General features: G+C 43.5%; 14 protein-coding genes and 2 tRNA genes. 8 read left to right on the plus strand and 8 right to left on the minus strand.

Annotated elements, in window-relative coordinates; all coding sequences use genetic code 11:
- Positions 1-121 precede the first annotated feature (121 nt).
- The 3 genes from PNK_RS06640 to PNK_RS06650 are packed head-to-tail and all read left to right on the plus strand — an operon-like array spanning position 122 to position 3,565.
- Positions 122-862: a tRNA lysidine(34) synthetase gene (locus PNK_RS06640; RefSeq protein WP_032125684.1), complete on the plus strand. Its 741-nt coding sequence runs from the start codon at positions 122-124 to the stop codon at positions 860-862.
- Between the two features lie 12 nt (positions 863-874).
- Positions 875-1,729: an AAA family ATPase gene (locus tag PNK_RS06645; RefSeq protein WP_032125685.1), complete on the plus strand. Its 855-nt coding sequence runs from the start codon at positions 875-877 to the stop codon at positions 1,727-1,729.
- A 9-nt stretch (positions 1,730-1,738) separates the two neighbouring features.
- Positions 1,739-3,565 carry a TraB/GumN family protein gene (locus tag PNK_RS06650; RefSeq protein WP_059061116.1) on the plus strand — a complete coding sequence of 609 codons (1,827 nt, stop codon included), beginning with the start codon at positions 1,739-1,741 and terminating at the stop codon, positions 3,563-3,565.
- A 2-nt stretch (positions 3,566-3,567) separates the two neighbouring features.
- Here the strand turns inward: PNK_RS06650 and PNK_RS06655 are convergent, their stop codons facing one another.
- Positions 3,568-4,605, minus strand: a complete 1,038-nt coding sequence (locus PNK_RS06655) for a hypothetical protein (RefSeq protein ID WP_059061118.1) — start codon at positions 4,603-4,605, stop codon at positions 3,568-3,570.
- Positions 4,606-4,756: 151 nt separating this feature from the next.
- Between PNK_RS06655 and surE the strand changes: the two genes are divergently transcribed.
- Positions 4,757-5,548 carry a 5'/3'-nucleotidase SurE gene (gene surE, locus PNK_RS06660; protein WP_059062373.1) on the plus strand — a complete coding sequence of 264 codons (792 nt, stop codon included), beginning with the start codon at positions 4,757-4,759 and terminating at the stop codon, positions 5,546-5,548.
- A gap of 249 nt (positions 5,549-5,797) precedes the next feature.
- Here surE and PNK_RS06670 read toward each other — a convergent pair whose 3' ends face one another.
- Positions 5,798-6,208, minus strand: a complete 411-nt coding sequence (locus PNK_RS06670) for a hypothetical protein (protein WP_158021734.1) — start codon at positions 6,206-6,208, stop codon at positions 5,798-5,800.
- Positions 6,209-6,430: 222 nt separating this feature from the next.
- On the opposite strand from PNK_RS06670, the gene PNK_RS06675 reads away from it, so the two are divergent.
- From PNK_RS06675 to PNK_RS06690, 4 genes are all read left to right on the plus strand, one after another.
- A tRNA-Val gene (locus PNK_RS06675) sits at positions 6,431-6,503 on the plus strand.
- Between the two features lie 15 nt (positions 6,504-6,518).
- A tRNA-Asp gene (locus tag PNK_RS06680) sits at positions 6,519-6,592 on the plus strand.
- 119 nt (positions 6,593-6,711) lie between these two features.
- Entirely contained in the window at positions 6,712-7,662 is a 951-nt protein-coding gene (locus tag PNK_RS06685; RefSeq protein ID WP_032125690.1) for a YitT family protein, read from the plus strand.
- A gap of 397 nt (positions 7,663-8,059) precedes the next feature.
- Positions 8,060-8,746 carry an LOG family protein gene (locus tag PNK_RS06690; protein ID WP_032125691.1) on the plus strand — a complete coding sequence of 229 codons (687 nt, stop codon included), beginning with the start codon at positions 8,060-8,062 and terminating at the stop codon, positions 8,744-8,746.
- Between the two features lie 100 nt (positions 8,747-8,846).
- On the opposite strand, the gene PNK_RS06695 is transcribed toward PNK_RS06690, so the two are convergent.
- The 6 genes from PNK_RS06695 to PNK_RS06720 form a co-directional block, all read right to left on the minus strand.
- Positions 8,847-9,401 (minus strand): hypothetical protein, encoded by a 555-nt coding sequence (locus PNK_RS06695; RefSeq protein WP_059061120.1) that lies wholly within the window; start codon positions 9,399-9,401, stop codon positions 8,847-8,849.
- A gap of 78 nt (positions 9,402-9,479) precedes the next feature.
- Positions 9,480-10,223 (minus strand): hypothetical protein, encoded by a 744-nt coding sequence (locus PNK_RS06700; protein WP_059061122.1) that lies wholly within the window; start codon positions 10,221-10,223, stop codon positions 9,480-9,482.
- A 444-nt stretch (positions 10,224-10,667) separates the two neighbouring features.
- Positions 10,668-12,026: an acetyl-CoA carboxylase biotin carboxylase subunit gene (accC, locus tag PNK_RS06705; RefSeq protein ID WP_059061123.1), complete on the minus strand. Its 1,359-nt coding sequence runs from the start codon at positions 12,024-12,026 to the stop codon at positions 10,668-10,670.
- Positions 12,027-12,033: 7 nt separating this feature from the next.
- Positions 12,034-12,543, minus strand: a complete 510-nt coding sequence (accB, locus tag PNK_RS06710; protein ID WP_059061126.1) for an acetyl-CoA carboxylase biotin carboxyl carrier protein — start codon at positions 12,541-12,543, stop codon at positions 12,034-12,036.
- A gap of 48 nt (positions 12,544-12,591) precedes the next feature.
- Positions 12,592-13,419, minus strand: a complete 828-nt coding sequence (locus PNK_RS06715) for a DUF924 family protein (protein WP_158021735.1) — start codon at positions 13,417-13,419, stop codon at positions 12,592-12,594.
- Between the two features lie 37 nt (positions 13,420-13,456).
- Positions 13,457-14,011 carry an elongation factor P gene (locus PNK_RS06720; protein WP_059061129.1) on the minus strand — a complete coding sequence of 185 codons (555 nt, stop codon included), beginning with the start codon at positions 14,009-14,011 and terminating at the stop codon, positions 13,457-13,459.
- Positions 14,012-14,096: the final 85 nt, after the last annotated feature.

Genomic DNA, 14,096 nt, shown 5'->3' on the forward strand with positions numbered 1-14,096 from the left:
ACAGCGTTTCAAAAAAATTTTTTAGGAATTTTTATTATTCACGATTGTAAAACTTTACGTTATCTAACAAACTAAGTATAATTTAATCATATTTTTTTAAACAATTGTAAAAACTATAAGTATGACTATCCCAATTGCCCGCCCACCATGGACCACCCTTGGTAAAAAATTAGAAAGCACATTTCGCAAAGCATTGTTTGATTTTGAAATGCTTAAAGACGTGTCTAAAATTGCTGTCGCCTTAAGTGGAGGTAAAGACAGTCTAACACTCCTCTTCTTATTAAAAGCCATTTCAGGAAGGGGTTTTCCCAAACTCGACATCCATGCCATCCATGTGTCAGGCGAGTTTTCTTGCGGAGCTGGTGTCAATGAAGACTATCTACGTGCCATTTGCGATGAACTTGAAGTTCACTTTACCACGCGCACTTCAACTCAAAAACTTGAAACGCTTGAGTGCTATAGCTGTTCCAGGGAAAGACGCCGCCTCCTTTTTGATGCCGCTAAGAGCCAAGGAGCCGATACGATTGCGTTTGGACACCATCGAGACGACCATACGCAAACTGTTTTAATGAATTTGCTCCATAAAGCCGAGTTTGCCGGCAATTTACCTAAGATTCGCATGCAAGAATATGGTGTGACAATTATTCGTCCTTTGATCTATATAGCTGAACAAGATATTCGAACTTTTGCTCAACAGCAAGGTTTTGCAAGGATCATGTGCCGCTGCCCAGTCGGCCAAAATTCAATGCGCAAGCAAGTGGATCAGCTGCTCCATGAAATGGAAGCTCTTTTTCCAAATGCCCGCGAAAATATTGCAAAAGCTGGATTGATCTATGGTTCACAAAAAGCTGCGACCCCATAATTAGGAGTAATGATGACTTATTCTCTTCCAAGCGAACACGAAAGCCGCATTTCAATCCAAGGTGTTGAAATTTCTCTTGGATTTCCTGATGAATTTAAATTTGATTGGATTGGTCAGCGCGACGTCCTCGAACAGCTACTCGCAGCTTGGTTAGTCATCGACAAAAACGACATTCCCCTCAATCCCCGCTTGATCGGCAAACCTGGAGTTGGCAAAACAACGCTTGCTTATGCGGCCGCAAAAAAAATTAACAAGCCCGTCTACATTTTTCAATGTACAATGGACACGCGCCCGGAAGACTTATTGATCACCCCCGTCGTCGACCAAGGCGGCGGAATCCGCTATGTTGCTTCGGCTCTTGTCACAGCCATGATTCGAGGTGGCGTATGCATTTTAGACGAGGCCAATCGGATGAGCGAAAAATCATGGGCCTCTTTGGCTCCGCTTCTGGACACGCGTCGCTATATTGAATCAATCGTTGCCGGCCTCAAGGTATCTGCACATCCCGAATTTCGCATCTGCGTCACAATGAATGATGATGCCTCAACATTTGAAATCCCTGAGTACATTCATAGCCGACTCCAACCGCAGATCCACCTCGATTTTCCAGAGGCAGAAGAAGAGCGGCGCATTTTACGGGAAAATCTTCCCTTCGTTGACGAATACATCATGGAATATGTCGTCAATTTCTTGCAAAAAGCACATGCCCATCACGAAAACTACACGATCAGGGATGGAATCAACATAGCTCGCTATGCGGCCAAAAGAATCAAGAGTCTAAATGGCAATAGTGGCAATGTTGAAAATCTCCTAAGGGAAGCTATTTTAATGACTTTAGGAGATGAAGCTTTAACTCACGTGATCTAAGAGAGTTCCATGGTATCTAACGATCTATTCTATATTCAGAAAGAGTGCATCCACGCCGTTCCAATCATTCACTATAACATGGAAATGGCAGCCCAGGTTAAATTGGCATTTGACACCCTTAAGCCCGATTGCGTGGCAGTCGAGCTTCCAGAAACCATGCAAACTAAGATGATCCACGCAGCATCACGCTTGCCAGATATCAGCGTCATCGTTACGTACAGCCAGGACAAAGAACCCGTCTATTTTATGGCTGAGCCTTGCGACCCCATTTTCGAAGCCTTGCGCTGTGCCTCTGACTGTCAAGTTCCCGCCTTTTGCATCGATCTCGATGTCGACCATTATCCAGATGTGCGCGAACCCATTCCAGACCCTTATGCCATTCATCGCATTGGGCTGAAGGCCTACTACGAAGTCTACGAACAAATCCGGCGCGACAGCCGGCGTCCCTTCAATCATTTGGACCAAGAAAGAGAGACGTATATGGCTCGCAGACTGAAAGAGCTCTCTTTGCGCTACGATCGGGTTTTATTTGTCGGAGGAATGGCTCATCTTTCGCACATTTTGAAGCTCATGGACAACCGCTCCTTTCCAGAGCTCTATCATGCCGATCGCGAAGTAGTTGAATTGTGTACGTTGACGCCAGAGTCGACTCGTGATGTGTTGTCAGAATGGGGATATCTGTCAAACAGATATGAGCAATGTCGCAATAGATTATTCAAAGAAGACCTCCCGGACAGACAGAAAATCATTCTACAGCTCTACAAAGAAGCCTCTGATAAGTATGTGTCAAGCACGGGAAATGCCTTTCCAGGATACAATTTGCGCAATATCATGAAATTTGTGCGCAACTATGCCTTAGTTAGCGGTCAGCTTATGCCCGACCTTTACAAGATTTTAAGCGCCGCCAAAGGATGTGTAGATCATAACTACGCCTATGAAGTATGGGAGCTCGCCACCGCCTATCCCCATCTTAAAAATATTGACGGATTGCCTGAGCTTGATTTGTCCATCGAAGATGTCTGGGGGCCCAGCAAGCGCATTCGATTCCACCTGAAAGAAAAAGGAAGAAAGGATTCAATTCCTCGCCTGCGCAAAGACCGCTCAAATATTCGCTTCCGCCCTCCAAGCCCATTCAGCATTTGTTCTTATCCGCCAGAAGATATCGCCATCGAACGATTCGGAAATTTCCTGAAGAAGAAAGGGAGTCAAATTTTAACCGAAGAATCGGCCCGGACCATCCCCTTTTCAACCAGTCTCGAAGACGGGGTCGACACGAAAGAAACGATTCGTCATTGGCATGAAAAAAAACTATACGTCAAAGCCATGGGAAAGCCCCCCGGTGGGGTTGGCTCGATTTGCGTCATTTTTGACGAAGATAAGCCAGAAGAGGGAAAGCCCTTTCAAGAGAAGTATCCTTGGCGTACAACCTGGCTTGGCGAACACGCGCAAGAATCTGACATGTCTTTTTATGCCACTTCTTTGTCGGATCACATCATCGGCCCTGGCATTAGTCGCTGTGAATATGGAGGATTCATGATGTCCTACCCTCCAAGACGAATGGGCAATATTTGGCACGATTCTGACTATTACGAATGCCGAACGAAATCAGAAGTGCTTTTGATGGCTGCTATCGATTATGCGGTTAAACCTACGATCGTTTACATCGCCAGTTCGCCGCCAAGAAGTCAATTAAAAAGCTTTGCACGCAGATTCGGTAAAAAAATTGTCTACATTCCAATTGGCCAACTTTCTCCGATTACCCTCAATAAACTGCGCGCCTTTCACGTCTTAGATGGCCATGACAAGCGCGAGATAGCAGACGAATACATCTATTAATGTCATGCCGACCGCCGGGAGACCTTAATAAGAGTGTCTTCTATATCTCGAAAAATACCCTCCAGCCTCTCTCTTACAATTCTCGGAAGTGAGAGGTTGTCAAACTGCTCTAAATGATCTCTTAAGCCCTCTAACCTAGCCTCTGTGAAAAAAAACTCTTTTTCATCGTTCTTGTGAAGCTTCGGTAACAAGTCATGGATGTGCTTAAGCTCCTGCTCAACAAAAAACATCTCTTCCTCGAGGTCCTTAAATAAATCGACATCGAATTCCTCTTCGGTTAACACAAGGTCCTTCACGATTAAATCGATTTTCATGAGCACTTGGTCGAAGCAGCTCTCCCTTTGGCGATGAAGTTGAGCAATCCACTCCGACGCCTGTTTCATGGAAGCCGTCTCTTCAACTCCTCGCTTCAATTCGACCAGATGCTTGAGGGGCTCTTCGGTAGCCTTCGCCAATCTTTTCTCTACGCTTTTAAAGACGTCATCCTTTTGGCTCATACGGGATAATGACTGAGTTTGATAATCCTGAATGACCCGAATATCCTTATCAATCAACTGAGAAGTTCGATCGGAAACAAGCTTTAATATCCTTTGATTCAACTCATGCCGGTCATGCCATTTGGAATGGAGCTCAATCCAAGACAAAGCATGCCCTTTCCAATCCATGTCGACCATTTTTTGCATACTCAAAAGAGTATTGTCCAAATCACTCTTCAAACGCTCCGCATCACGTATTAACTCTTCTAACACCTCTTTGGCCAAAGGCATTAGCAAACTGTCAAATTGCGCTAAAATGTTCTCTTTTTGTTCATTAAACTGAACAATGACTTCATTTGCGCTATCTTTTAAACTTTTAAAATGATTGGAAAGTGCTTGGTCGATCACCAAGGCTTGATGGATAAGAACGGGGATCGAGTGAATCTGATCTCTCAATCTCTCGATTGTCATACAAACTTTAATTTGTGATTCTGTAGGCGGCTTCTCCATTTCTGGAGCATAAGTCTCTTTTTCTGGATCTGGCTCCTGTGATAAGTGAGTCATAGAACCTCAAAGATTAACCGTAGTGAATCAAAAGAACTATACTATTATATTAAAACATTTTATTATTTCCATAAATCACTTTCTTATTAAACTTCAAAAAAAAAGAGTAAAATCTTTTAAATCACCAGTAAACAAATTGAGACTTCAAGCCATGACCGAACGCCCTTTTATTCTAATTACAAATGATGATGGTGTGCATGCCACAGGCATTAAACATTTATGGCAGGCTGTCCAGGGGATGGCAGATCTTGCAGTTGTCGCTCCAGCTGGAGAACAATCGGCAGTCAGTTTATCCATCACCGTTAGACATCCACTGCATATCGCCAAAGTCGAATGGGCAACGTTGCAAGCCTCAACCTGGTCCGTCAATGGAACACCTGCCGATTGCGTCAAATTGGCTTTAAACGTCATTTTACCGCGCCGTCCGCAGCTCATTTTGTCAGGCATAAACAGAGGCACAAATGCGGGTCGAAATGTCTTGTACAGCGGAACGGTGGCAGCAGTAATGGAAGGAGTGATGCATGGCATTCCAGGCATCGCATTTTCACTTGGAGACTATTTCAATCCTACTTTTGGACATGTTGAATCCTTTATTGCGCTTATTGTCGATTATGCTTTGAAACATCCCCTCCCAGACGGGACATTTTTAAACGTCAACTTTCCCAAAAGCGAATGTGGGCCCATTAAGGGAGTTCGTTTAACCAACCAGGGAAAGGAATACTGGGCCGAAAACCCAGAAGAGCGTCATCACCCAGCTGAAAATCATCCTTACTATTGGCTTGGATCAAAACTTGCACAATTTGACGAACAAACCGATTGCGATATTACGTGGCTCAAAAAAGGCTATGCAACGGCAGTTCCCATTCAGATCGGAGACTTAACCTCTCACAAACATATTGCAGCAGAAAAGCAAAATTTCGAAAGCTTTGTCAATCTATCCTAATTGCTAAAGGGCAAATGCTTTCATCGCCAAAATCGCAAAATATGGTCTAAGGCAGAGCTTCTTGCCTCTTCTTAAGCCATTTTGTGGGTGATGAATTCTCTTTAAAAATTGCAGGATTAGGCTGTAGAAAATGCAGCCTAATGATAACACCCCAAGCTATTTCCAGGCTAATGTTTAGAGCTGGGTTATGCTTTGTACTTAGCCTAAAAGGGTATGAGAGAAAGGCCGCGATGAAGCCAAAAGATCTATCTATTTGCACAAACGCTTTTCACATGCATCCAGCCGATTCAAGGCAGCTTCCTGGCACTTTTCAATAATTTGCCTTCCCCCTTCAAAGCGATAAATCCGATTGAGTTCTACGCGCAAGCGATCACTTAGCTCATGATCAGTTAGCGTCAATTCAATCATTTCCAACTCTTGATGTGTATGGTGAAACTCGCGCGCTGCAATCGCAACCAAGACCAATTCATCAAATAAACGCTGTAAACGCCCCGTCGATGCGACCAATTGGTCGCGCGAGCGAATCTTTTGCAACTCTTGGATTAAAGAACGGGTAATTCCTTCCCCCTCTTCCTTAAAATCCTCTAAAGATCTTGGACTACACCCAGTCATTAAAAGCGAAAAAGCCAATAAAACTGCCATTTGCCATGTCCGATACATTCCTTTTTCCCCCATCACCTCTTTTGCCCTCGCTTTTGTCTCCTTTCTAAGGCGAGAAAAAGTAGTTTAAACCGGATTATCTTTAATGGCACCTTAAATTTAGACAGCAGAAAACAGAACATAAACTCCTAGCCTTTTGAATGTTACAAAGTATTTTCATTTCAGCAAGAAAAGGCGCTTGCGATTAATTCCTCAATCACATATAGTTTTAACTTCTTGCAAGGGCGTATAGCTCAGTTGGTAGAGCTCCTGTCTTACACACAGGCGGTCATAGGTTCGAGTCCTGTTGCGCCCATCACTTGCAAAGAATGCGGGAGTAGTTCAATTGGTTAGAGCACCGGCTTGTCACGCCGGAAGTTGCGGGTTCGAGCCCCGTCTCCCGCGTCCTATTTTTAAGATAGTGCGCCCATTCTTTTCATTTCGATTAAGTGCAATCCCTTCTTTTGTTGGCTGTCTTTTACGAGTAAAATTTCAAATTTTTCATCCATTAAGGACGCTTCTATATGCATGCCTCACAACCGTCAAAACGTTCAGTTATATCTCAAATTCTTGTCTATTTCTGGATAGCTTTTGGAGCTTTTTTGGCAGCATTTGCATTGGAAGTCTTTTTCATTCCCAACAACCTAATTGACGGCGGCATTGTCGGCGTTGCCATGATTTTAGGAAATGTCTTTGGACAATCCTTGATTCCTTACCTGCTGATTATTCTCAATCTCCCCTTTCTGGTTCTTGCCTATCGCTCTATTGGAAAAGTCTTTGTTGCTCACATGTTAATGGCTACCTTCTTATTTGCAGCTTCAATGATTTTCATTAATAACATGATGCACATCCAATTTAAGGGAGACAGCTTAGAAGTTGTAGTCATTGGCGGTGCCATTCTGGGTATTGGTCTTGGACTCATCATCCGGGAGGGTGGATGCTTAGATGGAACCGAAATCCTTGGAATCATCATCAATCGCAAAACAGGATTTACGGTTGGTCAGGTTGTTTTAGTCTGCAATATCTTTGTTTTTGGTGTTGCGGGATTCGTCTTTAAAGATTGGCACCCCCCACTCATGTCGCTGATCACTTACATTGTAGTGATTAAGATCATGGATTCTGTCATCGTCGGATTAGATGAAACCAAATCGGTTTTAATCATCTCTTCCAAATCAAAAGCCATTGCTGATGCTATTGTGCATGAATTAGGCTTAGGTTTGACGATCATGTATGGCCGAGGCGGTTTTTCAGGCGACGAGCGCGAAATTCTTTACGTTATTGCCGAACGACTTCAATTAGCCGAACTTAAAGATCTTATTCTACGTGAAGATTCCAATGCCTTTATTGCCATTGAAAATCTCCACGAAGTTGCCAACGGCAAGTCTCATCACGGAGAAGGACAGGTCAAGCAGACGCGCATGGAACGAATTTTTTCACGCATCTTGCAAAAAACCAACATTAAAGAAGCAAAATAAGACACGGCTCTTTTCACAAAGTTAACCAAAAGACTTTAATCCTTCTTGCTAACGGATCACTGGCTTGTCAATCAAGAAACCTCCGAATACCTCCCCTATCCAACGCAACTCAGCGTATCAATCTCTAGATGCATGTTCGTCTAATTGCAATATGGATTCTATCAATCAATAACTTACTTCCACGCTTAGGTTTAGCGTTGCAAAAATTGATCGTGCACCGCTATATTAAGCCAAAAAGCGCGATTTGCCCACAAATATGTGAAAAAAACTACCTCCTCTGTAAGAATCTTACCAGTTTAATTTCAAATTCAGCCCCTTTTCTACAGAAAAACCTTGATAGTTTATAAACAAAATCATATCTCTTTAACCTTGCTCAAATAACGATAGAGAGGGAGATATGACATACGATCAAGACCACGAAGTAGAAAAACAAGTTTTCACTCACGACTCATGGCGCGTTTTTCGAATCGTTTCTGAATTCGTTGATGGCTTTGAAACCATGACCAATCTAGGTCCTTCCGTATCCATTTTCGGTTCGGCACGCCTGGCTCCTGACTCCATCTATTACAATCTCGCAGTAGACGTAGCCCGCCACATTTCTCGCAAAGGCTTTGCAATCATCACAGGTGGCGGCCCTGGCATCATGGAAGCTGCCAATAAAGGGGCTCAGGAAGTTAAGGGGCATTCCTGTGGACTTGCCATCGACCTTCCTTTTGAGACGGAGCCCAATCGCTTTATTGATCCTAAATACCGCCTAAGCTTCCGCTACTTTTTTGTGCGCAAGGTCATGTTCATTCGCTATGCCCAAGGCTATGTCTTCTTACCGGGGGGTGTAGGGACGCTAGACGAACTCTTCGAAGCCTTAACCCTGATTCAAACAAAAAAAATTAAAGCCTTTCCAATCTATCTCATGGGAAAAGCGTATTGGGTTGAAATGCTCAAATGGATGGAAGACACAATGCTGTCTCATGGATGCATCTCAGCAAGCGACTTGAATATGTTTCAAATTACCGATGATCCTGAAGAAGTGGCAAATGGCATTGAGCGCCATTATCAACGAGACCGCGCCCTGAAAAACTTCTAATCAATGCGAGGCTGCATGCAGCCTCGCATTGACATCTGTAGGCTTAAACTCTCCTTCTTGTGCATGGCTTAAAATGCAGTAAGAAGCACGAATCATCCGCTTAACGCCTGCCAAAAGGAAGCTGAAAACCTCCCTCATTTCCGCCATTTGGCCTATGACCTGGCTGCATTTGATTGGCTTGATGAGCTGGAACGCGAACGACATTCGGGAAGCGACTCGACGGCAGTTGATGCATCCCATCATTTACATTGCTCTGGAAACCTCGGGTTTGCGGCAATTGGCGCATAGGCTGCTGAGGTTGAGGTCTTGGGGTAAATGTAGGTTGCGGATAAACTGCAGCAGGCGGAGTAAATTGACGTGGCTGATAGCCTGGGGGCTGATATACAATTACCGGCGGATTGAGAGGGTGGTGATGTCCATGCCTGAAAGAAGAAGAGCTTCTTCTTAACAACCAAATGACGCCTGCTATGCAAGGCACAACAGATAAGACTGCTGCAAATCCAGGAGCCTGTCCTTGCAGAGCTTGCGCTCCAATCAAAGCAAAGACGCTCGCAGCAACAGCCACAACTGTATCTTTGACAAGATGTGAGTAACGATTTTGCTGCAGCCCAACAAAGGGCTGATAAACGGGCCTAAAAAAATTTAATGGATTCACGATTATTATTCCTATTAGCTTAAATGTAACGATTGCAAATGATAATGGAAAGCCAAGCCATACTTGCCTCCCTGCTCATTAATAACCAGCTGGAAAACCAATAAATTCGGCTTCGCTGTACGGAGTATTATAAAGATTGGTATTGATCAAAATATGCGGAAATTTAGCAATGCGCCAATAATTATTAACCCCAATGATGATCTGGTGACCAATATGCCATTTACTGAATGCATAATCACTTGAATCAATCTGCCAAATGGTATTGTCATTTAACTGAATGAAGCGCTGATAGGGATCGATGTTGACAATCCAGCGAGTCGCTGAAGAAGAGAGTGGCGAACCAACTAAATTGACCTCAATAGACTCTTGAGTCGTACGGTTTTGCAACACATAGCTATACATGGAGAAACAAGAAGACTTGGGCTTAATAAAAATCAAGTCGCTTTGCACCCAAAATAAAACAGTTTTTCTTTGATAGGGATGAACCGCCCATTTTGAACCATCGTGTAATTGAATAATGTCGCCCGAGCCAGAGATGGCGTAAGGAGCATAATAGGCATCATTGTGGACGCGGTAGAGATGCTCTTCATCGTAAAAGTTAGTTTTGCCTGCATACTGCAACAAAGGCTTCGCCTCTTCAGGCATTTCTTCCAAACGCTTCTCGGCAATAAGCATGAGCTCATCCTGCGTCAACTGATTTTCCAAAGCTGGCTGCTCTTTAGATGCAGGAATGGCATCCCCCCCCTCTTGATCTTGAGCCGCTAAGCTCATAACACAGATCATGAAAAAAGTTGCAATAGAACATACTGATTTTACTTTCATTACCTTACCCTAGTTATCTGTAATTTTTTTGGAGTGTATGGTCAACCAAGCACCCCAACCTCTTTTGTATTTGTAAAGAGTATATGATGGATTGTCATTAAGAGAAAATAAAGATGCTTTAAAAAACTTAAAAAAAGAAATTAAATTAGTTAAAAATGGTAGAGAAATGGTAAACGAGCACGCAGTATTGATAGTTTAGATAGAAGATCCATTAGGAAACAGTCCCTCTCAACCACTGATTATAACTCTATCTCAGCGTCCTGTTCTTAGTTGTACGCGCGCTGCTTGCTTAGGATCACTTTACATGGTTAAAGTTTTTTTGCATCAACTAAACCAAAAACTGATGAATGTTTAACTGGATGGAAAGACAATTGATGTGGTTTTTGGATAGAGAATCTATTTCTCAAGGGGGTCTTGAAAGACCTCCTTGAGAGGGCGAGATCATTATTTCTCGAATTTGCAGCCTTCTGCAATCAATCCATCGATATACAAAAGATCGAAATCAGCCTTTAAGAATCTTGGATCTTCCAACATGTAAAGGTGGAATGGAATCGTAGAATTGACTCCGCCAATGTGGAATTCTCTTAAGGCTCTTTTAGCGATTGCAATCGCTTCTGAACGTGTTTTTCCTTTTACTATCAACTTTGCAATCATGGAGTCGTAGTTCGGCGGAATAGAGTAGCCAGAATAACAGGCACTGTCAACCCGCACGTGAGGCCCTCCAGGAGGCAAGTAGTACTCTAATTTTCCAGGTGATGGGGCAAAGTTATGGCTTGGATTCTCAGCATTAATGCGGAACTGAATGACATGTCCACTAAATTCTACATCCTTTTGATCGAGCATCAGCTTTTCGCCACGAGCAATCCGCAGTTGCTCCATGACCAAATCAACTCCTGTCAACTCTTCTGTCACAGTATGTTCAACCTGGATGCGAGTGTTGACTTCCATGAAATAAAAATTGCCATCCTTATCCAATAAGAACTCCACGGTTCCGGCTGAGCAGTAATTGGCCGCTTTCACGACATTGACTGCCGCCTGTCCAATTTTCTGCCTCATTTTGGGCGTCAAAGAAGGGCTTGGAGACTCTTCAATAAGCTTCTGTCGCCTTCTTTGCGTCGTACAGTCACGCTCTCCCAAGTGAATGTAATTGCCATGCTTATCACCGAGGACTTGCACCTCGATATGGCGCGGATTCATAATCATCTTTTCAAGATAAACATCTGGATTACCAAAGCTCACTTCAGCTTCTGCACGGGCAGCAGCAAACTGCTTGGTAAACTCTTCTTCATTATTCGCAATGCGGATCCCCTTTCCACCGCCGCCTGCAACAGCTTTGATAAAAATGGGAAAGCCCAATTTTTTTGCATCTTTCAAAGCGTCTTTGATGTCAATGACAACCCCGTCAGAGCCTGGAATCACAGGACAGCCGGCTTTTTTGGCAGTCGCTTTGGCTTTGGCTTTATCTCCAAGCAATCCGATAGACTGAGGAGCCGGGCCAATAAAATTGAGCCCACAGCTTTCGCAGATAGAAGCAAAATTGGCATTTTCGCTTAAAAAACCATAACCTGGATGGATCGCATCCGCTCCTGTGATCTCACACGCGGAGAGAATATTTGGAATTTTGAGATAGGATTTATGTGAAGGAGCCTCACCAATACAAATCGCCTCATCCGCATGCAACACATGTAATGCTTCTGCATCAGCTTGAGAATAAACGGCAACTGTTTGGAGACCTAAATCATGGCAAGCACGAATAATGCGAACTGCAATTTCGCCTCGATTAGCAATCAGAACTTTTTGCATAAATAGACTACTCAACAATTCGGAAAAGTTTAGTACCAAATTCAACAGGCTGGCCAGATTCCACTAACACCTCAGCCACAACTCCGGTTACATTTGCTTTAATTTCATTCATAACCTTCATCGCTTCAATAATGCAAACAACCGTGTTTTTATCGATACGATCGCCGACCTTGACGAATGTTGGGTCATCTGGTGAAGGAGACTGATAAAATGTTCCAACCATTGGAGAAGTCACATAGATGTTATTGACATCTGGTTTTGGAGCTTCAGCCGGCGCTGATGGATAGCGAGAGGTTGGCATTTCTGCTCCACGAGAAAGGGCATGGTCGGTTCGATTTTGCAAATACTGAGGCTTCAGTTGCTCCTCAGATTCAATTAAAGATTGATCGATTAAACGTATCTGTCCATTATCTTGGCGCTCTAAAATCAATTCGAATTCATTTTGTTTTAATTCGAGTCTTTTAGTTCCTGTACGCCCCATGACGGTCATGAGTTCTTTTATGTGTTTTAATTCCACTTCAGTTTTCCTCTATAATTGACAAAGTTTGTGACAACGGACCTCATCTTAAAAAAGTGACGATCCTCGCTGGCTTAAATAAACTCGCTCTTCAGGTGTAGAGTCGCGTCCCAAAATAGCATTACGATGTGGGAAGCGACCGAAGCGAGCTATATTTTGCTGATGTAATAGGGCAAAATTTAAAAATTGTTGCATATGTGGTTTGATGATATCTGGCGACTGCTCAACCAGTTGACTGTAGTAGGCAACAGAAAGAGTTTGAAAGCCTGCATCTTCAGCGTGCTGAAAAGGAAGGTAAAAAAAAGCTCGCTCAAGTGGATAGAGCTTCTTATCATCTCCTTTTTGCACACCTTCCATCGCAAGTCCTCGTGCCATTGCATCCAATGCCATAGATTGTGGAGTATTGCGGAAAAGATGGCGAGGAAATTGATCGAGTAGAATAATTAAAGCTAAGCGCCCCTTCGGAGTCGTCCTCCAATCATTGAGCTCTCCGCTTGCCGCTTGCTGCACGTCCAAAGAAAATTGCTCTCGGATGATACGGTCTGTCTCGGCATTTACTCCAGACCAGGTAGCTGCTTTTTCGGATGGATAAGTACTCGGATCAGCAAGTGTCCCAAACCAAAAATCTAGAATCTGTTGAGCCCTTTCTGGAACAAGCTGTGCTATGGCAACCGCTTGTACAGGCGTTGGCGCCTCTAAAGGCACAGTCGCCGTTTTTTGCACAGGCGCCGTTGCGGGCGCCTGCGCCTCAAGCTGCTGCGCTGAGACTTGCTTAGCAGGTAAGGCATGCGGCACATCTGTCTGAAGCGCTAATAACACCGGATTGACTCCCAATAAAATGCCCATGAATAGTGGATATAACACGTTTGTTTTCATCACCATTCTCCTAGGTTAAAGTTCACTGAGGGAATCCTTAGACGCGCTGAATATATTCATCTGTTTTAGTGTCAACTTTAATGATATCGCCCGTCTCAATGAAGGGGGGCACTTCTATTTTAGCTCCGGTCTCCAAAACAGCAATTTTAGCTCCACTCGTCAGATCGCTCTCTTCATCTGTTAAAGTCTTAGCAACCATTAACTCTAAAAATTGAGGCAGCTCAACAGCAAAGACGGTATCCCCATAAAAAAAGGCTTTGAGCTCCACCCCTTCTTTCAGAAAGTTTACTTTAGTACCAACGATCTGGGATGGCACAAGCACTTGATCTAAATTGACAACATCTAAAAAAAGAAATTCTTCCCCTTCGGGATAAAGAAACTCTAGACGCCTTTCAATCAAAGACACATCTTTGATGGGCTGATTAAGCTTAAAACTTTTCTCCACGATTTCATTCGAGCTAAGATCTTTCAGCTTAGCTTTAATAAACGGAGTTCCTTTGGGAATCGTCACCTTCACACTCGACTCAACACGATACAACTTGTTGTTGAGGGAAAGGGTCATTCCAGGAGTCAATTGATTACTTGTCGCCATAATTCCTACAATTATCTGTTATGTAATAGAAACTCTTCAGCTTTTAAGCCAAAAATCTATGAAGGATAGTCAACCATAATTCGAA

This window comes from Candidatus Protochlamydia naegleriophila (assembly GCF_001499655.1).
GTDB classification, from domain to species: Bacteria; Chlamydiota; Chlamydiia; order Chlamydiales; family Parachlamydiaceae; genus Protochlamydia; species Protochlamydia naegleriophila.

Bases quoted from the DNA above. Each gene is read 5' to 3' on its own strand.
- PNK_RS06720 (WP_059061129.1), bottom strand. From the start codon at position 14,011: ATGGCGACAAGTAATCAATTGACTCCTGGAATGACCCTTTCCCTCAAC.
- PNK_RS06700 (WP_059061122.1), bottom strand. From the start codon at position 10,223: ATGAAAGTAAAATCAGTATGTTCTATTGCAACTTTTTTCATGATCTGT.
- PNK_RS06640 (WP_032125684.1), top strand. From the start codon at position 122: ATGACTATCCCAATTGCCCGCCCACCATGGACCACCCTTGGTAAAAAA.
- surE (WP_059062373.1), top strand. From the start codon at position 4,757: ATGACCGAACGCCCTTTTATTCTAATTACAAATGATGATGGTGTGCAT.
- PNK_RS06690 (WP_032125691.1), top strand. From the start codon at position 8,060: ATGACATACGATCAAGACCACGAAGTAGAAAAACAAGTTTTCACTCAC.
- PNK_RS06645 (WP_032125685.1), top strand. From the start codon at position 875: ATGACTTATTCTCTTCCAAGCGAACACGAAAGCCGCATTTCAATCCAA.
- PNK_RS06715 (WP_158021735.1), bottom strand. From the start codon at position 13,419: ATGAAAACAAACGTGTTATATCCACTATTCATGGGCATTTTATTGGGA.
- PNK_RS06650 (WP_059061116.1), top strand. From the start codon at position 1,739: ATGGTATCTAACGATCTATTCTATATTCAGAAAGAGTGCATCCACGCC.
- PNK_RS06685 (WP_032125690.1), top strand. From the start codon at position 6,712: ATGCATGCCTCACAACCGTCAAAACGTTCAGTTATATCTCAAATTCTT.
- accC (WP_059061123.1), bottom strand. From the start codon at position 12,026: ATGCAAAAAGTTCTGATTGCTAATCGAGGCGAAATTGCAGTTCGCATT.
- PNK_RS06655 (WP_059061118.1), bottom strand. From the start codon at position 4,605: ATGACTCACTTATCACAGGAGCCAGATCCAGAAAAAGAGACTTATGCT.
- PNK_RS06670 (WP_158021734.1), bottom strand. From the start codon at position 6,208: ATGTATCGGACATGGCAAATGGCAGTTTTATTGGCTTTTTCGCTTTTA.